Annotated in this window: 13 protein-coding genes; 5 read left to right on the forward strand and 8 right to left on the reverse strand. The window is 53.3% G+C overall.

Going from position 1 to position 15,018, the window contains the following annotated elements; all coding sequences use genetic code 11:
• Positions 1-4 precede the first annotated feature (4 nt).
• The 3 genes from TON_RS09200 (at position 5) to TON_RS09210 (ending at position 2,627) form a co-directional block, all read left to right on the forward strand.
• Positions 5-1,876 (forward strand): aldehyde ferredoxin oxidoreductase family protein, encoded by a 1,872-nt coding sequence (locus TON_RS09200; protein ID WP_012572769.1) that lies wholly within the window; start codon positions 5-7, stop codon positions 1,874-1,876.
• A 24-nt stretch (positions 1,877-1,900) separates the two neighbouring features.
• Positions 1,901-2,122 carry a MoaD/ThiS family protein gene (locus TON_RS09205; RefSeq protein ID WP_012572770.1) on the forward strand — a complete coding sequence of 74 codons (222 nt, stop codon included), beginning with the start codon at positions 1,901-1,903 and terminating at the stop codon, positions 2,120-2,122.
• A 73-nt stretch (positions 2,123-2,195) separates the two neighbouring features.
• Positions 2,196-2,627 carry an OsmC family protein gene (locus TON_RS09210; RefSeq protein WP_012572771.1) on the forward strand — a complete coding sequence of 144 codons (432 nt, stop codon included), beginning with the start codon at positions 2,196-2,198 and terminating at the stop codon, positions 2,625-2,627.
• Here TON_RS09210 and TON_RS09215 read toward each other — a convergent pair whose 3' ends face one another.
• Positions 2,628-2,936 (reverse strand): hypothetical protein, encoded by a 309-nt coding sequence (locus tag TON_RS09215; RefSeq protein WP_012572772.1) that lies wholly within the window; start codon positions 2,934-2,936, stop codon positions 2,628-2,630.
• 116 nt (positions 2,937-3,052) lie between these two features.
• On the opposite strand from TON_RS09215, the gene TON_RS09220 reads away from it, so the two are divergent.
• Complete coding sequence (locus tag TON_RS09220) at positions 3,053-4,789, forward strand: hypothetical protein (RefSeq protein WP_012572773.1); 1,737 nt, start codon at positions 3,053-3,055, stop codon at positions 4,787-4,789.
• Between the two features lie 103 nt (positions 4,790-4,892).
• Positions 4,893-5,036 carry a hypothetical protein gene (locus TON_RS10505; protein ID WP_187146226.1) on the forward strand — a complete coding sequence of 48 codons (144 nt, stop codon included), beginning with the start codon at positions 4,893-4,895 and terminating at the stop codon, positions 5,034-5,036.
• On the opposite strand, the gene cca is transcribed toward TON_RS10505, so the two are convergent.
• From cca to TON_RS09255, 7 genes are all read right to left on the reverse strand, one after another.
• On the reverse strand, positions 5,033-6,397 hold the full coding sequence (cca, locus tag TON_RS09225; protein ID WP_012572774.1) for a CCA tRNA nucleotidyltransferase: 1,365 nt from the start codon (positions 6,395-6,397) through the stop codon (positions 5,033-5,035). The genes TON_RS10505 and cca overlap by 4 nt on opposite strands.
• Before the next feature lie 5 nt (positions 6,398-6,402).
• On the reverse strand, positions 6,403-6,957 hold the full coding sequence (thpR, locus tag TON_RS09230; RefSeq protein WP_012572775.1) for an RNA 2',3'-cyclic phosphodiesterase: 555 nt from the start codon (positions 6,955-6,957) through the stop codon (positions 6,403-6,405).
• Positions 6,958-7,097: 140 nt separating this feature from the next.
• Complete coding sequence (locus tag TON_RS09235; RefSeq protein ID WP_012572776.1) at positions 7,098-10,064, reverse strand: PEGA domain-containing protein; 2,967 nt, start codon at positions 10,062-10,064, stop codon at positions 7,098-7,100.
• A 91-nt stretch (positions 10,065-10,155) separates the two neighbouring features.
• Positions 10,156-10,620, reverse strand: coding sequence for a phosphoribosyltransferase (locus TON_RS09240; protein WP_012572777.1), 465 nt, complete (start codon positions 10,618-10,620; stop codon positions 10,156-10,158).
• A gap of 137 nt (positions 10,621-10,757) precedes the next feature.
• Positions 10,758-13,490, reverse strand: coding sequence for an adenosylcobalamin-dependent ribonucleoside-diphosphate reductase (locus TON_RS09245; protein WP_012572778.1), 2,733 nt, complete (start codon positions 13,488-13,490; stop codon positions 10,758-10,760).
• Positions 13,491-13,679: 189 nt separating this feature from the next.
• Positions 13,680-14,114 carry a ferritin family protein gene (locus tag TON_RS09250; protein ID WP_012572779.1) on the reverse strand — a complete coding sequence of 145 codons (435 nt, stop codon included), beginning with the start codon at positions 14,112-14,114 and terminating at the stop codon, positions 13,680-13,682.
• Positions 14,111-14,917: an HAD-IIA family hydrolase gene (locus tag TON_RS09255; RefSeq protein ID WP_012572780.1), complete on the reverse strand. Its 807-nt coding sequence runs from the start codon at positions 14,915-14,917 to the stop codon at positions 14,111-14,113. The genes TON_RS09250 and TON_RS09255 overlap by 4 nt, the downstream gene beginning before the upstream one ends.
• Positions 14,918-15,018: the final 101 nt, after the last annotated feature.

Consider the following 15,018-nt stretch of genomic DNA (forward strand, 5'->3'; position numbering starts at 1 on the left):
TAACATGAAGGGATACGCTGGAAAGCTGATAGACGTTGATCTTAGCACCGAGACAGTGAAATTCGTTGAGCTCGACGAGGAGATGCTGCGGTTCTACGGTGGCAGGGGACTGGGGACTTACCTCCTCTGGAAGGAGCTGGGAGAGAGATGGGAAGATATTGATCCACTTGGTGAGGAGAACCTTCTACTCATCCTCACGGGCCCGCTGACCGGCTACTATCCGGGTATCAAAACCTCTGTCGTTGCAAAGTCCCCTGAGAGCAACGGTATCGTTGGCAGCGTCCTGAGCAGCGAGATCGGAATCGAGCTCAAAGCCTCTGGCTATGACGGAATAATAATCCGCGGGAGGGCAAAAGAGCCGGTATACCTATTCATAAACGATGAAACCATCGAGATACGCGACGCCTCGAAGTACTGGGGAATGGGTGGTGTTGAGCTTCACAAGACACTCCTTAAGGAAGTTCATGACGAGCTGAGGAAAAGGGCGAAGCTCAGGGGTGTCCCCAAGGAGCCAGCCATGATGTACATCGGGAGGGGTGGGGAGAACAAAGTCCGCTTCGCTGCGATAATGGCGAAGATGATGCACGCCGCTGGCTACGGTGGCTTTGGAGCGGTGATGGGCAGCAAGAACCTTAAAGCAGTCCTCGTGAAGGGTAACGGACCTCTGCCTGAAGTTCACGATTCAACGAAGTTCAAGGCCATGCTCCGGGAGTTCCAGCGCGAACTGTTAACCCTCACGACATTCAGGCAGTGGGGAACCGGATCTGGCGGTTACAGCGTCGGAAAGGATCGCTCGAGCCAGCCGGTGAGGAACTGGCAGGAGGAGTATCACGACGACGAGAGGATAAGTGTAGTTAACTTCGAGCTCAGGACATGGGTCAAGAAGTATTGGGCAGACTACGGCTGTCCCGTCAACTGCATGAAGATTTCCTACCTCCGCTACGGGCCGTATAAGGGAGCCATCACAGATGCCCCTGACTACGAGCTGATGGCCTACATGGGAACCAACCTCGGCATCTTCGAGCCTGAGAAGATAGTCTACCTCTCATACCTCGTGGATGAGCTGGGTTTGGATGGCATAAACGCCGGCAACGTCCTCGGCTTTGCTGCCGAGCTCTATCAGAGGGGCATCCTCACGGAGGAGGACATCGGCTTCAGGCTTGAGTGGGGCGATGAGAAGGCCTTTGCGAGGCTCCTTGAACTGATAGTCGAGAGGGAAGGGATAGGTGAAATCCTCGCGGAAGGAACCTACAGGGCCGCGCTCAAGATTTCCGAGATGAAAGGCGTTGATGCCATGAAGTACGCCGTCCACGTCAAGGGCATAGGCATCGGAGCGCACGGGATAAGGAGCGACCTCGACTACACCAGAGACATAAGCTACGCCGTTTCCGTTCAGGGCGGCGACCACACAGCGACGGCAGGACTTCCCGCGAGGAGCTACGAGGGCGAGCTGGTGAATGCTTTCTACGACTCGGCCGTCATCTGCATGTTCACCACCAGACCGGGCTTTGAGAGAATACTGGAGTTTGGAAACGCCATCACGGGCTTCGATCTGACACCGGAGAAGTGGTTCAACGAGACCGGTCTGAGAATAATCCATCTCCAGAGAATACTCCTTCTCCTCGGCGGACCTGACGTTTACTGGGATCCAAGGAGAGACGACGACAATCCACAGCGCTTCTACGAACCCCTGCCGAGTGGCCCTGTTAAAGGCAAGGCCCCAAGCAGAGAGGAGATACGTGCGAAGGTGAGACAATACTACGATGAGGTCGGCTACGACGAGCACGGCATCCCGAAGGAGGAAGTCCTTGAAGAGCTTGGCATAGGTGAAGCGAAGCGCGAGGTTAAGCGTATAAGGAAGCGCCTCGGCCTCTAACCTTTATTTTTCGGAGGTGGTTCAATGAAGGTCATACTGATTCTCTACGGCGAGGTGGCCCTTCGCTTCTCACCGCGGATGGAGCTTGAGCTTGAGGAAAGAACAACCGTAGGTGAGCTTCTGCGGGAACTGGGGATAAGCGCCGTTGAACACCATATACTTGTGAACGAAAGAAAGGTCGATCATAGTCGTGTCTTGAAGGATGGTGACGTTGTTAAGGTTCTTCCAGTGATTTATGGGGGTTAGCTCATTGTTTTAAACTTTCAGTTTGGGAGTTTCTTTTAAACTCTTGTGTATAATAAGTTTTTGGGTGATTTGAATGCCTGAATACAAAGACTTGGAGATAAAGGCCGTGGGAGAAAGGCTCTCTCCAACCAAGATGAGGGTCAGGGCCGAGGGTTTTGAAATCCTCATAGACAAGCTTGGTGGGGAGTACCCATGTCCGCTAGACTACCAGCTCGCTGCCTTGGCGGGATGCCTCAACATAGTCGGAACCCTCGTTGCCAAGGACATGGGAATAAACATCGAAAGTCTAACCGTTGAGGTAAAGGGCATCTTTAATCCTGAGAAGTTCATGACTGGAAACGGTGGCAGGGCTGGCTTCAAGGAGATAAGTGTAAAGATAAAGGTCAAGGCTGATGCAGATGAGGAGAAGCTTAAAGAGTGGATTGAAAAGGTGGACGAGCGCTGTCCCATCAGCGACAATCTCCTCAACTTGACACCACTCAAGATAGAAGTCGAAAAAGCTTGATCACTCCCCTGGCCCATGGACGCAGGACATGTTCATTGCAAGGAGCATCTCGACGTAACCAGATTCGAGATTTTCCTTTATTTTCCCGGCCAGTCGCTCGAATTCTTCGAGAGTGAGCGGTCTCTTGGTTTTTAGCCACTTAATCTTGCCGTCGTTCTTGTCGAGGATTACTATTTCCCCCTCGGTTATGAGCGGGACGTAGTTCATCTTAACGCCATAGAGCTCTTCGGCAAAGGCTAACTTGGCTCGAAGAAGCTCAAGGTAATTAGCCAGATCTTCGCCCAGAATCTTCCGGAACTCACGTTCCATTCTCCCACCGGTCTAATTTCAATGCACAGCTTTATTAACTTATCGGCCATATATGGGTAGAAATGCACCTCCGAAAGGTCAATAAAGAGAAATGATGTATCACTCTTGGTGAGACCATGTTCAAGAAGTGTTTTATGAAGTACGCACACCATTTTCACGCCTACCAGCCGGGCGACATAGTTTATGTTAAGAACGGCGATGGAAGTAAGCCGATAGAGTATGAGGAGCGAAGGAGTTCTGTTGCCATAAAAATCCGCGGGGAGGAAGTCAGGGGGGAGAACTGGACGAGGGCAATGCTCTACTCCTACGAACACATAGCCGATACACTCTCGCGAATGAAGGGAATAAGCATAGACATTGAGCCGTTCACCGTTCTAATGCTCCTCCGCTACCACAGGAAGACCTTCGAGGAGACGGTTTCCCTCTTGGAGAAGTTTGATGCTGTTCCGACCACACCCTTCCATCCAATCGTCCCGCACCTCGACGAGTTCGAGCAGCGGATTCTGGCGAGGGTTTCCTTTGACTTCTACGCCCCACTTACAGGGAGCAAGCCCGTCGTTGGCTACTGGCTTCCCGAGGCTGTCATAACACGGGGGAGCGCCGAGATAGTCGAGTCCTCAACGGATAAAAGGCTCGTCTTCCTCCTCGACGAGAGGCAGCTCCTCTACGACTTTCCTCAGGCCAAATACTCCTGCAATCGCTATTCTAACTCCTTTGTCTTCGGTCGCGAGTGGGGACTGAGCGACGCCTTCGCTTTTAACACCCTCAACGTCTCGGAACTGATAGAGGGAACCCTCAGACGGTGGGACGACTATAAGGAGAGCCTGGGAGTTCCGTACTTAGTTTTTACTGCCAGCGACCTTGAGAGCCTCCTCGGAAATCCGGCCCAGCTCGACAGGTTTACAGCATGGATGGAGGGCCTCGAAGGGAATGGTGTCGAGAGAGTTTCTGCCATGGAGTTCGTTAAGAAAAAGCTCACTGATGAGTTCAAGCGCCTCGAGGGAGAATGCGAGTTTGAGATGGGCGTCAGGGACTACTCTGCCTGGAGCGACTACTTCGACTTAAGCCTCGACGGAAAGACGAGCGATTCGAGGTGGCTGGGCTACAGAAGGGCCGATGGAAAGGTCTTTGCCCGTGAGGTGGAGGGGAGGAGGATAAGTCAGCTCTGGAAGGTCGCTTTCACGCGCCTTTTTGAGGAGCTAAATAGGACTGTGAGATTGGGCGTGCTTGAAGGTTTGAAGGATTTCAACGCCAACGTCGAGGAGTTCCTCGTGAGATATGCGAGGATTTTCTTCAAGGATTACTATGACTACTTCGGCATTGAAACTTCAATGGACTACGTCCTCGAGCCAGCGAACGGCGAGAAGAAGGCCCTGAAGCTCGGAAGGATTTATTACCTCATGCTTCTGGCAAATCACTCCTGCCCGAGATTCTGGGAGAACCTCGACACGCGCGTGGCTTTCGGCAACGTCTCGGTAATGGCTAAGGCCCTCATTGAGCTTATGGAGTACTTCAACGACGAGGGGAGAAACATCTTCGTCGAGGCCTACCTGAAGCTCCTGAACTTCGGTAGACTCTACCACCTTTGGAACTTCGGCTCATTACCGGCTCTCGAAGGCTGGGAAACAAGCGAGAAAGCGTGGAATAGCGCGCTGAAGCCAGAGGTACCTAACAGCGGCTACAACGTGGTGACGAGGGCCGCACTCTACGTCGGAGGGAGGGACATGAAGGGCGAGCTTAAGGCCCTGATCGGATCCTACAACCTCGAGTGGGCCGTTGCCGACACCGGCCACATTCCGGGCGAGAGGCACGGCCACTGGGAGAATCAGGAGTGGTGCGAGCACAGAGACTGAATATTCTGACTTCAAATTTTCTTTATTGACGCAAGCAATCATTGCGGAGATTGGAAAGATGCTGGCAAAAGAAAACCGCTCCCTATCACAAAGGTGGTGCTGAATGAAGGAGTCCAAATCCTCTGGAGGGGACTCTTTCATACTGGAGCTGATATTTGGAACCCTGAATGGAGAGGAGTACTTGAAGTTGAAACGAATACTGGAGAAGATTGAAAAGCTGTTCGATGAACGACAACTTCCGCCTTAGCCCTTCAAATTCCACTTTTTCCTGCTCAGGAAGAGGTATGCCTCTCTCTTGAGCTCCCCTGGAACGTAATCCACCAGAATATCAGCGGAGTGGATGAACTCTCTTACCTGCTTGCCCAAGGCAACTTGATTCTTCTCCAGGAGCTCTACAATGACGTCGACGATGCTCTCCTTAACCCTCTTCTCCGCGTACAGCCTCTTTCCAATCAGCCAGACCCTCTCGTTCTTCCGGTAGAAGTCCCAGCCCCTCTCAGTGAAGAACTCCGGGCCGGGCTTTATGGTTATCTTCTCGCGCACTATTCTGTCCAGCTCCAGCATGATGAACGCTTCCTCCCCAACGTAGCCGTAGTCCCAGCCGAGAACCCTGAAGTTCTCCCTTCTCAACGCTTTCTCGAAGCCTCTGGCACTCCTCTCCAGCTGCGGGAGGATCAGGTCATCAACAAGCTGGGGCTTTTTGAAGAGGAGCGTGACGAGGTGTGTTCTCTTTCTTCTGAGCTCTCCGAGGTAGTTCTCTCCCGTGCTCTCCGTCGGGAAGAAGAACTCTACGAGGGGCTCTTCCAGAAATTGATGGGCCTTGAAGTAGAACCTCCCGAACTTCTCCCAGCCCAGATTTGCGGCGACGTTCCTCCTCGGGTCAACGGGGTCTATGACGATGAGCGGCTTGTCCCCTTCAGCTTCCCTCTTAATGGTCTTCATGGCTATTTCTGGTTCACTCTTGAGCCAGCCGGCAGGGTCTATTATCTTCTGCCTCAGCATGAAGTCGGCCTTCTCCAGAACATCCAGGAATGAGCCGTACTTGATAATCAGGATTTCGGCAAGGTAGCCCGAAAAGCCCCTCACGTAAATCTCGCTGCCGTAGGCGTTTATTCCCTTGAGGAAGCGCTTCAAAAGCCTGACATCGTCGTTTCTGCCGTGGAGGTTTTCAAGCACCCACTTCGTGTGGAGTATGGAGCGATCAACTGCCGTTCTGACGTCCTTCCAGCTGTCGACGTCGTAGCAGGGGACTATATCAACCTTGACCCCTTTATAGCGGGCTCTCACGTAGGGGTGCTCCGCGTAGGCAACTTCGTAGCTATCGAGCCTCTCCGCTATGGCCTTACCAAGCTCGAGGCCCTTCCCGCGGAGCTCTTCGAGGGGAGTGTCGAGGGGAAAGGCCATGAAGAGGTCAACGTCGTGGTCGCCGGCTAGGTAAGTGTCCTTGGCGAGGGAACCAACAAAATAAGGTTTAATGTCAAGGCCAAGCTCTTCAGCCCTTCCACGGGCTATGTTCTCGATCTCTCGCATCAGGCCTTCAATAAAAGCCCTCTCCTCTTCGTTCGGCCTGATCCTGACGAGGACTTCCCCAATAACTTCTTGAACCATTACCATCACTCCGCCAGTTCAAACCTCGCCACGGTCTCGTAAATCGGGCCCTTGGGGGTGAGCGTGCTTTTCTTCAGTTCTATAGCGTCGACCTCAAACTCTCCGAAGTCCTCGTTTGCCAGATCCTTCAGCGCCATCGCCAGTTCCAGCTTGTCCCTCACGAACTTGACGCGACCGATTGTGATGTGGGCGACGAAGTCTTTGTCCTTCTTGAAGCCCAGCCTCCTCATCTCGCGTTCAACGTCGTTTGCTATGGCCTTAATGCCCTCGTCGTTCTCTATTCCAGCCCAGATGACGCGGACGTAGTTCGGGTTTGGGAAGAGGCCGATTCCCTTGACCCTGACCCTGTGCTTTTTGTGCTTCTTCGCTATTTCTGCCAAAGCCCTCTTCACTTCTTCGGCGGTTGCCTCGTCGATCTCGCCGAGGAACTTGAGCGTGACGTGGAAGTTCTCCCTCTCAACGAACTTTATCTTCGCCGCTTTATTTCCAATCCTTTCCTGAGCTTTCAGGAGGTTGTCCCTCACCTTGTCACCAACTTCAATGGCTATGAACGCCCTCATAACACCACCTGATACCAGAAAGAATTGGGAAGTTAAATCAGTTTTCCTGAGTGATTGGAACAATAGGTAGACCTTGGGAGAATTTCATAAGCTTAAGATGACGTGTTGGTACCTCAAAACAAAAGAAAGAAAAATGTTGATCATCCCATAAATACTATTGTTATACTGTCGCCCGCACTAAAGCCGCTGGTGTCTCCCTGATCCGCTCCGGGCAGTGGAATATCTGCCCCCGGCTCGGTGTCCTGCCAGAGGCCGACGATGTACTGGACGTTCCTGTAACTCTCTATGTTCGGGTAAATCTTTGTCAGGAAGTAGTACGTTCCGGCCGCGGTGCTGTCAGCGTCGGTACCGTAGATCGTGAACACCGTTGCGTTTAAGCTCCTATCCGCGAAGCTCTGGATGACGAAGTATCCCTGCGTGACGTTCCACCACGGTTTCGGAGCGGTCCATGTGACGTTGCCCTGGGGCGTTACTATCGTTATGGTTCCCCCGAAGATTTCCATGTGAACCATTGAAACGTTATCGTATCTTGCGGTTATTGGATTGACGAGGGGTCCACCGACGGAGACCACGGTGTCCCCCGGGGAAACCTCCCCGAGGTCAAACGTGCTGGCCAGTCTGGCCGTCCTTCTGACGTTGGCTCCGGAAGACACGGTCGGTGAGACGTAAAGGGCCGTCGAGAAAGCGTCGGGGGTGCCGAGGTTGTTGAACACGAAGAACAACCTGCTCGCGTTCCCCACCGAGCTGGGGTAGTCCCCGATGGGGAAGAGGGCGTAGTCACCTGATGGGGTTAGCACCACGTCGATCACCCTGCTCTCCTGGAATCCAAGCGTTACTGTTGTGGTGTAAGTTTCGTATCCCGTTCTCGCGAGTGCAATGGTGTGGTTCCCCGCCGGAATTTCCAGGGTTAACGGGGTCATTCCCCTGTAGTTCCCGTCGATGTAGACGCTGGCGTTCGAGGGCCTGGAGAGGATCTTGAGGGTTGCTACGGGTTCTCCCAGGAGGGTTACCCTCCTCTCGGGCAGCTTTATTTCGTTCCCATTGGTCAGGTTCAGGAGAACCTGGTAGGTGTAGTTGCCTGGTTCGAGTCCTGTGGCGTTAACCTTGAAATCGTTCTGCCCTCCCCACATCCAGTACGTCTCGGTCTCTCTGTCCGTCACGGCCTGTATCGTCGCGTAGGGATTGTTGTTGATGCCTATGAACGTGTCCACCAGGGTCAGCACGAGGTCAGCCCGACCGGGATAGGTGGTTCCGTACTGGAGTGAGCCGTTGACCTGGTACAGATAGACGGGCACGCTCTTTTCAAGTACTATTGGGTCGCTTTCAACCCCAGTGGCGGCGTTTTTAACTGTGATAATGGCCCTCTGGTCGATGATGCTTATGTCGAGGACGGTGACGATCCAGTCGGTGCCCTCGATGGCCTGCGGCTGGCCGACCTGGTACCACTCGATGCCCCTGTCCTTGCCGAGGTTGGTCAGCACGAGCTTGGCGTAGTTCACATCGACGAGGCTCTTTGTCCTGACGTAAAGCCATGACTGGGCAAGGGTGTCCATGTCCGATGGGGTCGGGGAGATGTAGTCCGCTAGGGGAATGTCGAGTGAGACCACGAGGTCGCTCCCCTCGGGAATCTGTGAGTTGACGCCTGTCCATATGGTCCGGTTGAGCACTGGAATCCTAACCTCGAAGTACTCCAGGTTTCCGGTGACTCCGTCCTGGTACTTGTCCCTAACCTTGATGTATACGGGCACCACAGAGGAGTCGGCAATCGCCGACGCGGCCTCGATCGCGTCCGTGACGTCCAGGAAGATGGTGCTGTTCGGGAAGGGGTGGGCCTGGTAATTGGCGAGATCCTGGGGAGTGGCACGGTAGCCCATGTAGAAGTTGAGGTACCGTCTGCTCCACGTGGGAGAGTCGGGGTTTCCAATTCCTATCTCTATTCCACTGGACTCTTGGTTCCACACCCCGCCGATTATCTCTCCCCTGAGCGGGTGATTGATTTTGAAGCCCGCGAGAACCTTGGGCTGGTACGGTTGGGGATATTTCGGTACCATCACGAAGGCATAGCCCTGACTTATCTCGTGGTTGGGGTCCTGGGCGGCCTGGTAGGTGAGCCAGAAATAGCCCTTGTCGCCCCAGTCTTCCCCCCAGGAGTTCAGGAGCAGAAAGGCTCCCTGGCCGTCGGGAGTTTGCTTTGTGTCATCGTATCCGACTATTGTCACGGCGTGGCCGCCCTCGTAGTTCCCGCGGTTCTGGTTGAGGGCGTATATGTTGTTGGTGGAGTTAAATCCGTAGAACTCGCCGTATACGTTGATCCCGGTGTACGCGATGTAGCCGTAGGCGAGCAGTCCCTTCAGGTAATTGAACTGGGTGCTGTTCGTAAGATCGAGCATGTATATGTCCCAGGGGTAGCCTATGGGGGAGGCCATTCCATCGACCCCGCGGTTGTAGGGGGCACTGAGCCATTGGGTGTCGTTAGGCCATAGCCAGGCGTAGTTGTCGGGGTCTCCATAGGGCCCGTAGACGAACAGGGGGAACATGTTCAGGGGAACGGCTCCGATCGTCGAGATTAGATTCATCGCGTCCAGCATGTAGCTGCCGCTGTCGGTTCCATCGTTTATCAGGTTGTAGGTGAAGATGGGGTTCATTATCTCCCCGTCCGTGGACGGCGTGGGATTGCCTCGGAACCAGTTAATCATGTATGTCCAGGTATAGTACGTGGACGCCCATCCAACACACGAACCCACAGCACCCTGGCTCCCTACCGGCGGTAGGTAAAGGCCGTTTACGACCTTCGCAGGCAGGCTGTCCAGTGAAAATGCATTTGGGTAGGCCAGGTTCTTCAGGGCTTTCCTAAGTGAGTTCGTCCTTCCAGGATATCCTGGAGCGTTCTTAATGAGCTCTAGGTACTTCTGCGGCGTTAGCTGCTTGGGCTCGAATCCCGTAACTCTTGCGTATTCCTCCGGAGAGACGTACAGGGCTCCCAGGGAGTATTTCTGTGCTGGAGTAGAACCGTTCCCTGTGGTCTCTGGGGTTCCTGGCGCCGCGTTGACGAAAAACAACGAAAAAGTAAGCACGGCCAGAATTAGGATTGCGTGTAGTTTTTTCACTAAAACCACCCGTTGAAGTTCTTGGAAGTGAAAGCTTAAAACTCTTTGGCTATGGAATCTGACTTTTTATCTGGAAGTAAAAAAAGAAACCTCACTCCCTCACAACAACAGGGAACTCTTCCCAAGGGAAGACTATCCACTGGTCGGTCCTGAAGACATAGAAGTCAGGAACGACCTTAGTCCAGGGCTTCATGCTGAGGCAGGCGACCTTTACCTCCCTAGCGCCAGCCTTCTTGACTTCCTCTATGACTACCTCAAGAGTCTTACCTGTGTCGCTGACGTCGTCGACGATGACGACCCTCTTTCCATTCAGCGAACCATGCAGCGGTATTGTCACTACTGGTTTCTCCATGTGCTCCTCTATATCCTTGTAGAACTTGACGGCTATGATCTCGACGTCAACGTCGCCAAGGATGTGGCTGAGCATTACAGCGGGAATGAGGCCGCCCCTAGCGACGCCGACTATGACGTCGGGCATGAACTTCTTCCTCAGCTCTTCGGCGAGCGCGAAGACCGCCCTGTCAATCTGCCACCAGGTAAGGTAAATCTTGTCCATGTTAACACCTCCGAATAGCGCAGGTTGGAAAGGCCTTCAATTTAAGGCTTTCGTCTGATGGCAAGAAGTTAAATATATAGACTTAAAAAGCCTCCGTTAACAGAGAGATGTCAAAGCATAAGAAAAAAGGGGAGAATTCATCCAATGACGCACTTGCTCCAGCCACAGACAGGACAGGTGGCGCAACCACTCTCCATTTTCAGCTCAACGAGCTTTCCGTCCTTCTCATAGCAGACTGGACAGTAAGTGACCCCTAAGAGCTCTTTTATCTTCTCCTCGGGAATCTCCGGCGGCTCCCTATGATGTGGATGCTCGTGGGCTTCGGGTTTAAGGGTCTTTGTCATGCTCAGGGAAAAATTGGGTGCTGGGGCTTCCTCCTTTTTCTTGCCGTTGGTGCCGTTGAGTATGCCTTCGATGTTGATGAACTTGGTCAGCCATGGCTCGGCCTCAACGACGGCCTTGAGCTTCTCGACAGCGTAAGCGCTTGGCTTGGCCTTGACGCGCTGCCTCTTTTCTCCCTCGACGCTGTAGACCTGAACGCTGAGCGAGCCGTCGCGATAGACGGTTATGCCCTTGCAGCCGAGCTTGTATGCGAGGAGGTATGCAGCTTTAACGTCCTCGACGGTGGCGTCGTTCGGCATGTTGATTGTCTTGCTCGCTGAATCGGTGAGCCAGAGCTGGATGTTGGCCTGAGCCAGTATGTGGTCGAGCCAGTGTATGTCCATCGAGGTGACGAAAACGCGCTGCATGTCCTCGGGGATTTCTTCGAGGCCCTGGACACTTCCGTAGTTATCGCTTATCTTCCTCAGCAGCTCGTCGCTCCAGAGACCGCGCTTCTTCAGCTCAGCCTCGAAGACAGGGTCAACGTAGTAAAACTCGCCAACGGTGACGCTCTTCTTGTAGACGAGGGCAAAGATGGGTTCTATGCCGCTGGAGGTATCGGCTATCATGCTGACCGAGCCGGTGGGCGGACAGGTGGTCACCATTCCGTTCCTGACGCCGTACTTCTTGATCTCCTCAACCAGCTCGTCCCATGGGAGTGTCCAGACCTCCCTGTGGTAGTAGCCCTCGACCGGAAGCTCGCCATCCTTGTACCTCGTCTTCTCGTAGAGCGGGAAGGGTCCGCGCTTTTTAGCTGCTTCGACGCTGTACTTGTAGGCGTAGAAGGTAAGGTACTCTGTTGCCTTTCTCATGAAGTCGTAGCCTTCCTTGCTGTTGTAGGCTATGCCGAGCTTGAAGAGGGCATCGGCCAGGCCCATCATTCCGACGCCTATCCTCCTCGTCAGCTTGGTGTTGTAGTCTATCTCAGGGAGCGGGAACTTGTTGACGTCGATTGCGTTGTCGAGGTACTTGGCGACCTTCTGGATTACATAGGCGTACTCGTCCCAATCGAAGTAGGGCTTGCCTTCTTCATCGTACTTGACGAATTTGGCGAGGTTTATGCTGGCTAAATTACAGGATTCGTACTCATAGAGGGGCTCTTCTCCGCAGGGGTTGGTCGCGCGTATCTTTTCACCTTTTGCGGGCTCTAAGACGTTCCTCCTGTTGATGACATCGAAGAATATAACTCCCGGATCGGCCTTGGCCCAGGCCATAAATGCTAACTCCTCGAAGAGGCTCTTCGGGTCAATCTCCTTGACCTTCTCGCCAGTCCTTGGGTTGATGAGCGGATAGCGCTTGCCTTCTCTCAGAGCTTCCCAGAAGTCGGACCATATGCCCACGCTGATGTTGAAGTTTGCTAAAACGTTCGTTCCGATGTTCTTCTCTTTGGCGTGGATGAACTTCTCGATGTCAGGGTGCCAGACTTCGAGGATGCCCATGTTCGCGCCTCTTCTCACTCCACCCTGCTTTATCACGTCGCTGACGGCATCGATGAGGTGCATGAAGCTGACAGGGCCAGATGCCGCTCCAGTGGTGGTTCCGACTAAATCACCCTCCGGGCGGAGTTTGGAGAAGTTCAAACCGGTACCGCCACCCATCTTCTGTATCATTGCTACATCGTGTGCTGCCTTCATTATGCTCTCCATGTCGTCCTCTATCGGAACGACGAAGCACGCTGAGAGCATCCCGAGCGGCCTTCCTGAGTTTATGAGGGCCGGCGTGTTCGGCATGAAGGTCTGGCTCGTCATCAGGCGGAAGTACTCCTCTATTTCGTCCTCGTACTTGTCAAAGGCTCCGTTCTCGAGCATCCCGATGACTTCGTCTATGGAGACCTTCATCTGGCCCTTCTGGGCGAGCTCGCGGTAGAGGTTGAGGAGCCTTTCGAAGTGGTACTTGTTGAGCTTGAACCTGCCGATTGAGAGTTTTCTATCGTACTCGTCGAGCTTCTCCATGTATTTCTCGACATTACTTAGGTCCTGCTCGTGGTTTCCTTCCCTGTCGAAGACCCTCTCATCGTAGAGCAGATCAGGGATGACCACCAGAGTCGCAACCCTCTCAAAGAGCTCCCTCGGGCTCTCAATTATTTCTCCTTTCTCGTTCCTGATAAGGTAGCGAGAAGCCAAAACGCGGAGGGCATTGATGGAGAAGCGCTTGTCTATCTCGTCGAGCTTGTCTTTGTTGAGTATCTTCTTCTTTTCCTCCCTGATCTCGGCCTTCTTCTTACGGTAGAGGATGTAGGCCTTGGCGACGTCGAAGAGACCAACTCTCATCAGCTCGAGCTCGACTATATCCTGGATGTTCTCTATGTGAGGCACCTGCCCGTCGTAGAGCTCGTTCACCCTTTTGACGACCCTTCTAACGACCCTGTTGAGAAGCTTCTCGTCACGGACACCGACTTCAAGCATTGCCCTTTGGATAGCCCATTTTATACGCTCTTTATCAAATGGGACAATCCTGCCGTCCCTTTTCATCACTTTTTCAACGGCCATATAAACACCCCTGACGTACAGTTGTTTATCGTTGCCCCTGTTAGTAGAAGCATCAGCACGGCTTTGTGGCTGTCACCCTACATATACCTTACCCCGGTAGCCTTTGCCGGGGTGACAAATTTATGCCTCTAAATTTGCCTGCAGGGTAAGAAGGTAGAAAAGGTAAATGTCGGACAAATTATCCAAACGTCAAAGCCCTTCGTAGACCAGCCTGAGCCTGTAGGCGTGTTTGAGCTCCTCACTTGCCATCATCCTAAAAATCTGGCTGAGAGAGTCCTTTAGGATTTCAGATAGCTTCGTATAGAGCTCGTAGGCGTGTTTCTCCCTTATCAACGCCTCAAGTATCAACTCCTCGAGGCTCTCGGGCTCAACCCTTTCGTCGCTCAGCATGGGCTCCAGCGAAAGTGAGTCTAGGTAGTCTATAACGGCCGTGCCTTTCAGAGTCCCCCCGGAGAGCATCCCTTCGAGGGTCTTCCTGTGCCTGAGCTCCTCCTCCGCTATGATGCGGAAGGTCTCAACGAACTCGGGCCTTTCGTAGGTGGCGAACGTTTCGCCGAGCTTGTACAGGTTGTAGAGCTCGTTCTCCTGCCAGATGAGTCTTTCGAGCAGCTCACGAAGGTTCATTCTGAAGCCTCCAGCTTAACCTTCAGGTATTCGAGCAGCTCCTTAATGCTCGGGAGGATTAGGTCGGGTTTTACCTCGCTCTTCTCAACGTCTTTCAGCGTGCTGACGCCTGTCAGGACCATTATTGCCTTCATGCCAAATCTCCTGGCGAAGGCTATGTCCGTGTCGAGCCTGTCGCCCACCATCCATATCTCGTCGACGTCACCGAGCTTCTCCCTGACGACCTCGTAAGCGGGTTCGTTGGGCTTGCCTATTATGAGGGGATCAGCATCTGTCGATGCCTTCAGCGCCGCTATAATCGACCCCGCTCCTGGATAAAGACCTTCCTCGGAGGGATACGTTGTGTCCGGATTGGTTCCTATGAACTTCGCTCCGTTCCTTATTGCCAGCGTTCCGTACTTCAGCTTCTCGTAGGTTAACTCAGGGTCGAGGCCGACCACGACGTATTTGATATCCCTCCACCTTTCCCTTGCTTCCTCGAGGCCCATCACGGGCCAGCCCATCCTCACTACTTCCTCTTGGAGTCCTTTCCCGCCAATGACAAAGATGGGGCCTTCCTTAAAGTGGGTCTGGAGGTACCTGGCGGTGGCGTAGCCGGAGGTGATGATACGCTCTTCTTCAACGTCTATTCCCATCCTGAGGAGCTTCTCGCGGTACATCTGGGCATTCCTGGTGGAGTTGTTGGTGAGGAAGGCGAAGGGGATGTCCCTTTCTTTCAGGAAGTTTACTACCTCTCGCGTGCCATCTATGGGCTTATTGCCCCGGTATATCACGCCGTCCATGTCGAAGATGAGTCCGATCATTATGGACACCTACACTTGAGATAGTGAAGACCTAAAAAGTATTTTGGCCTTCAAAAAATTTATATATTCTCATTTCTTTTACGTTGGGGAGTGTGAATCTG

The organism is Thermococcus onnurineus NA1 (genome assembly GCF_000018365.1).
Lineage (GTDB): Archaea > Methanobacteriota_B > Thermococci > Thermococcales > Thermococcaceae > Thermococcus > Thermococcus onnurineus.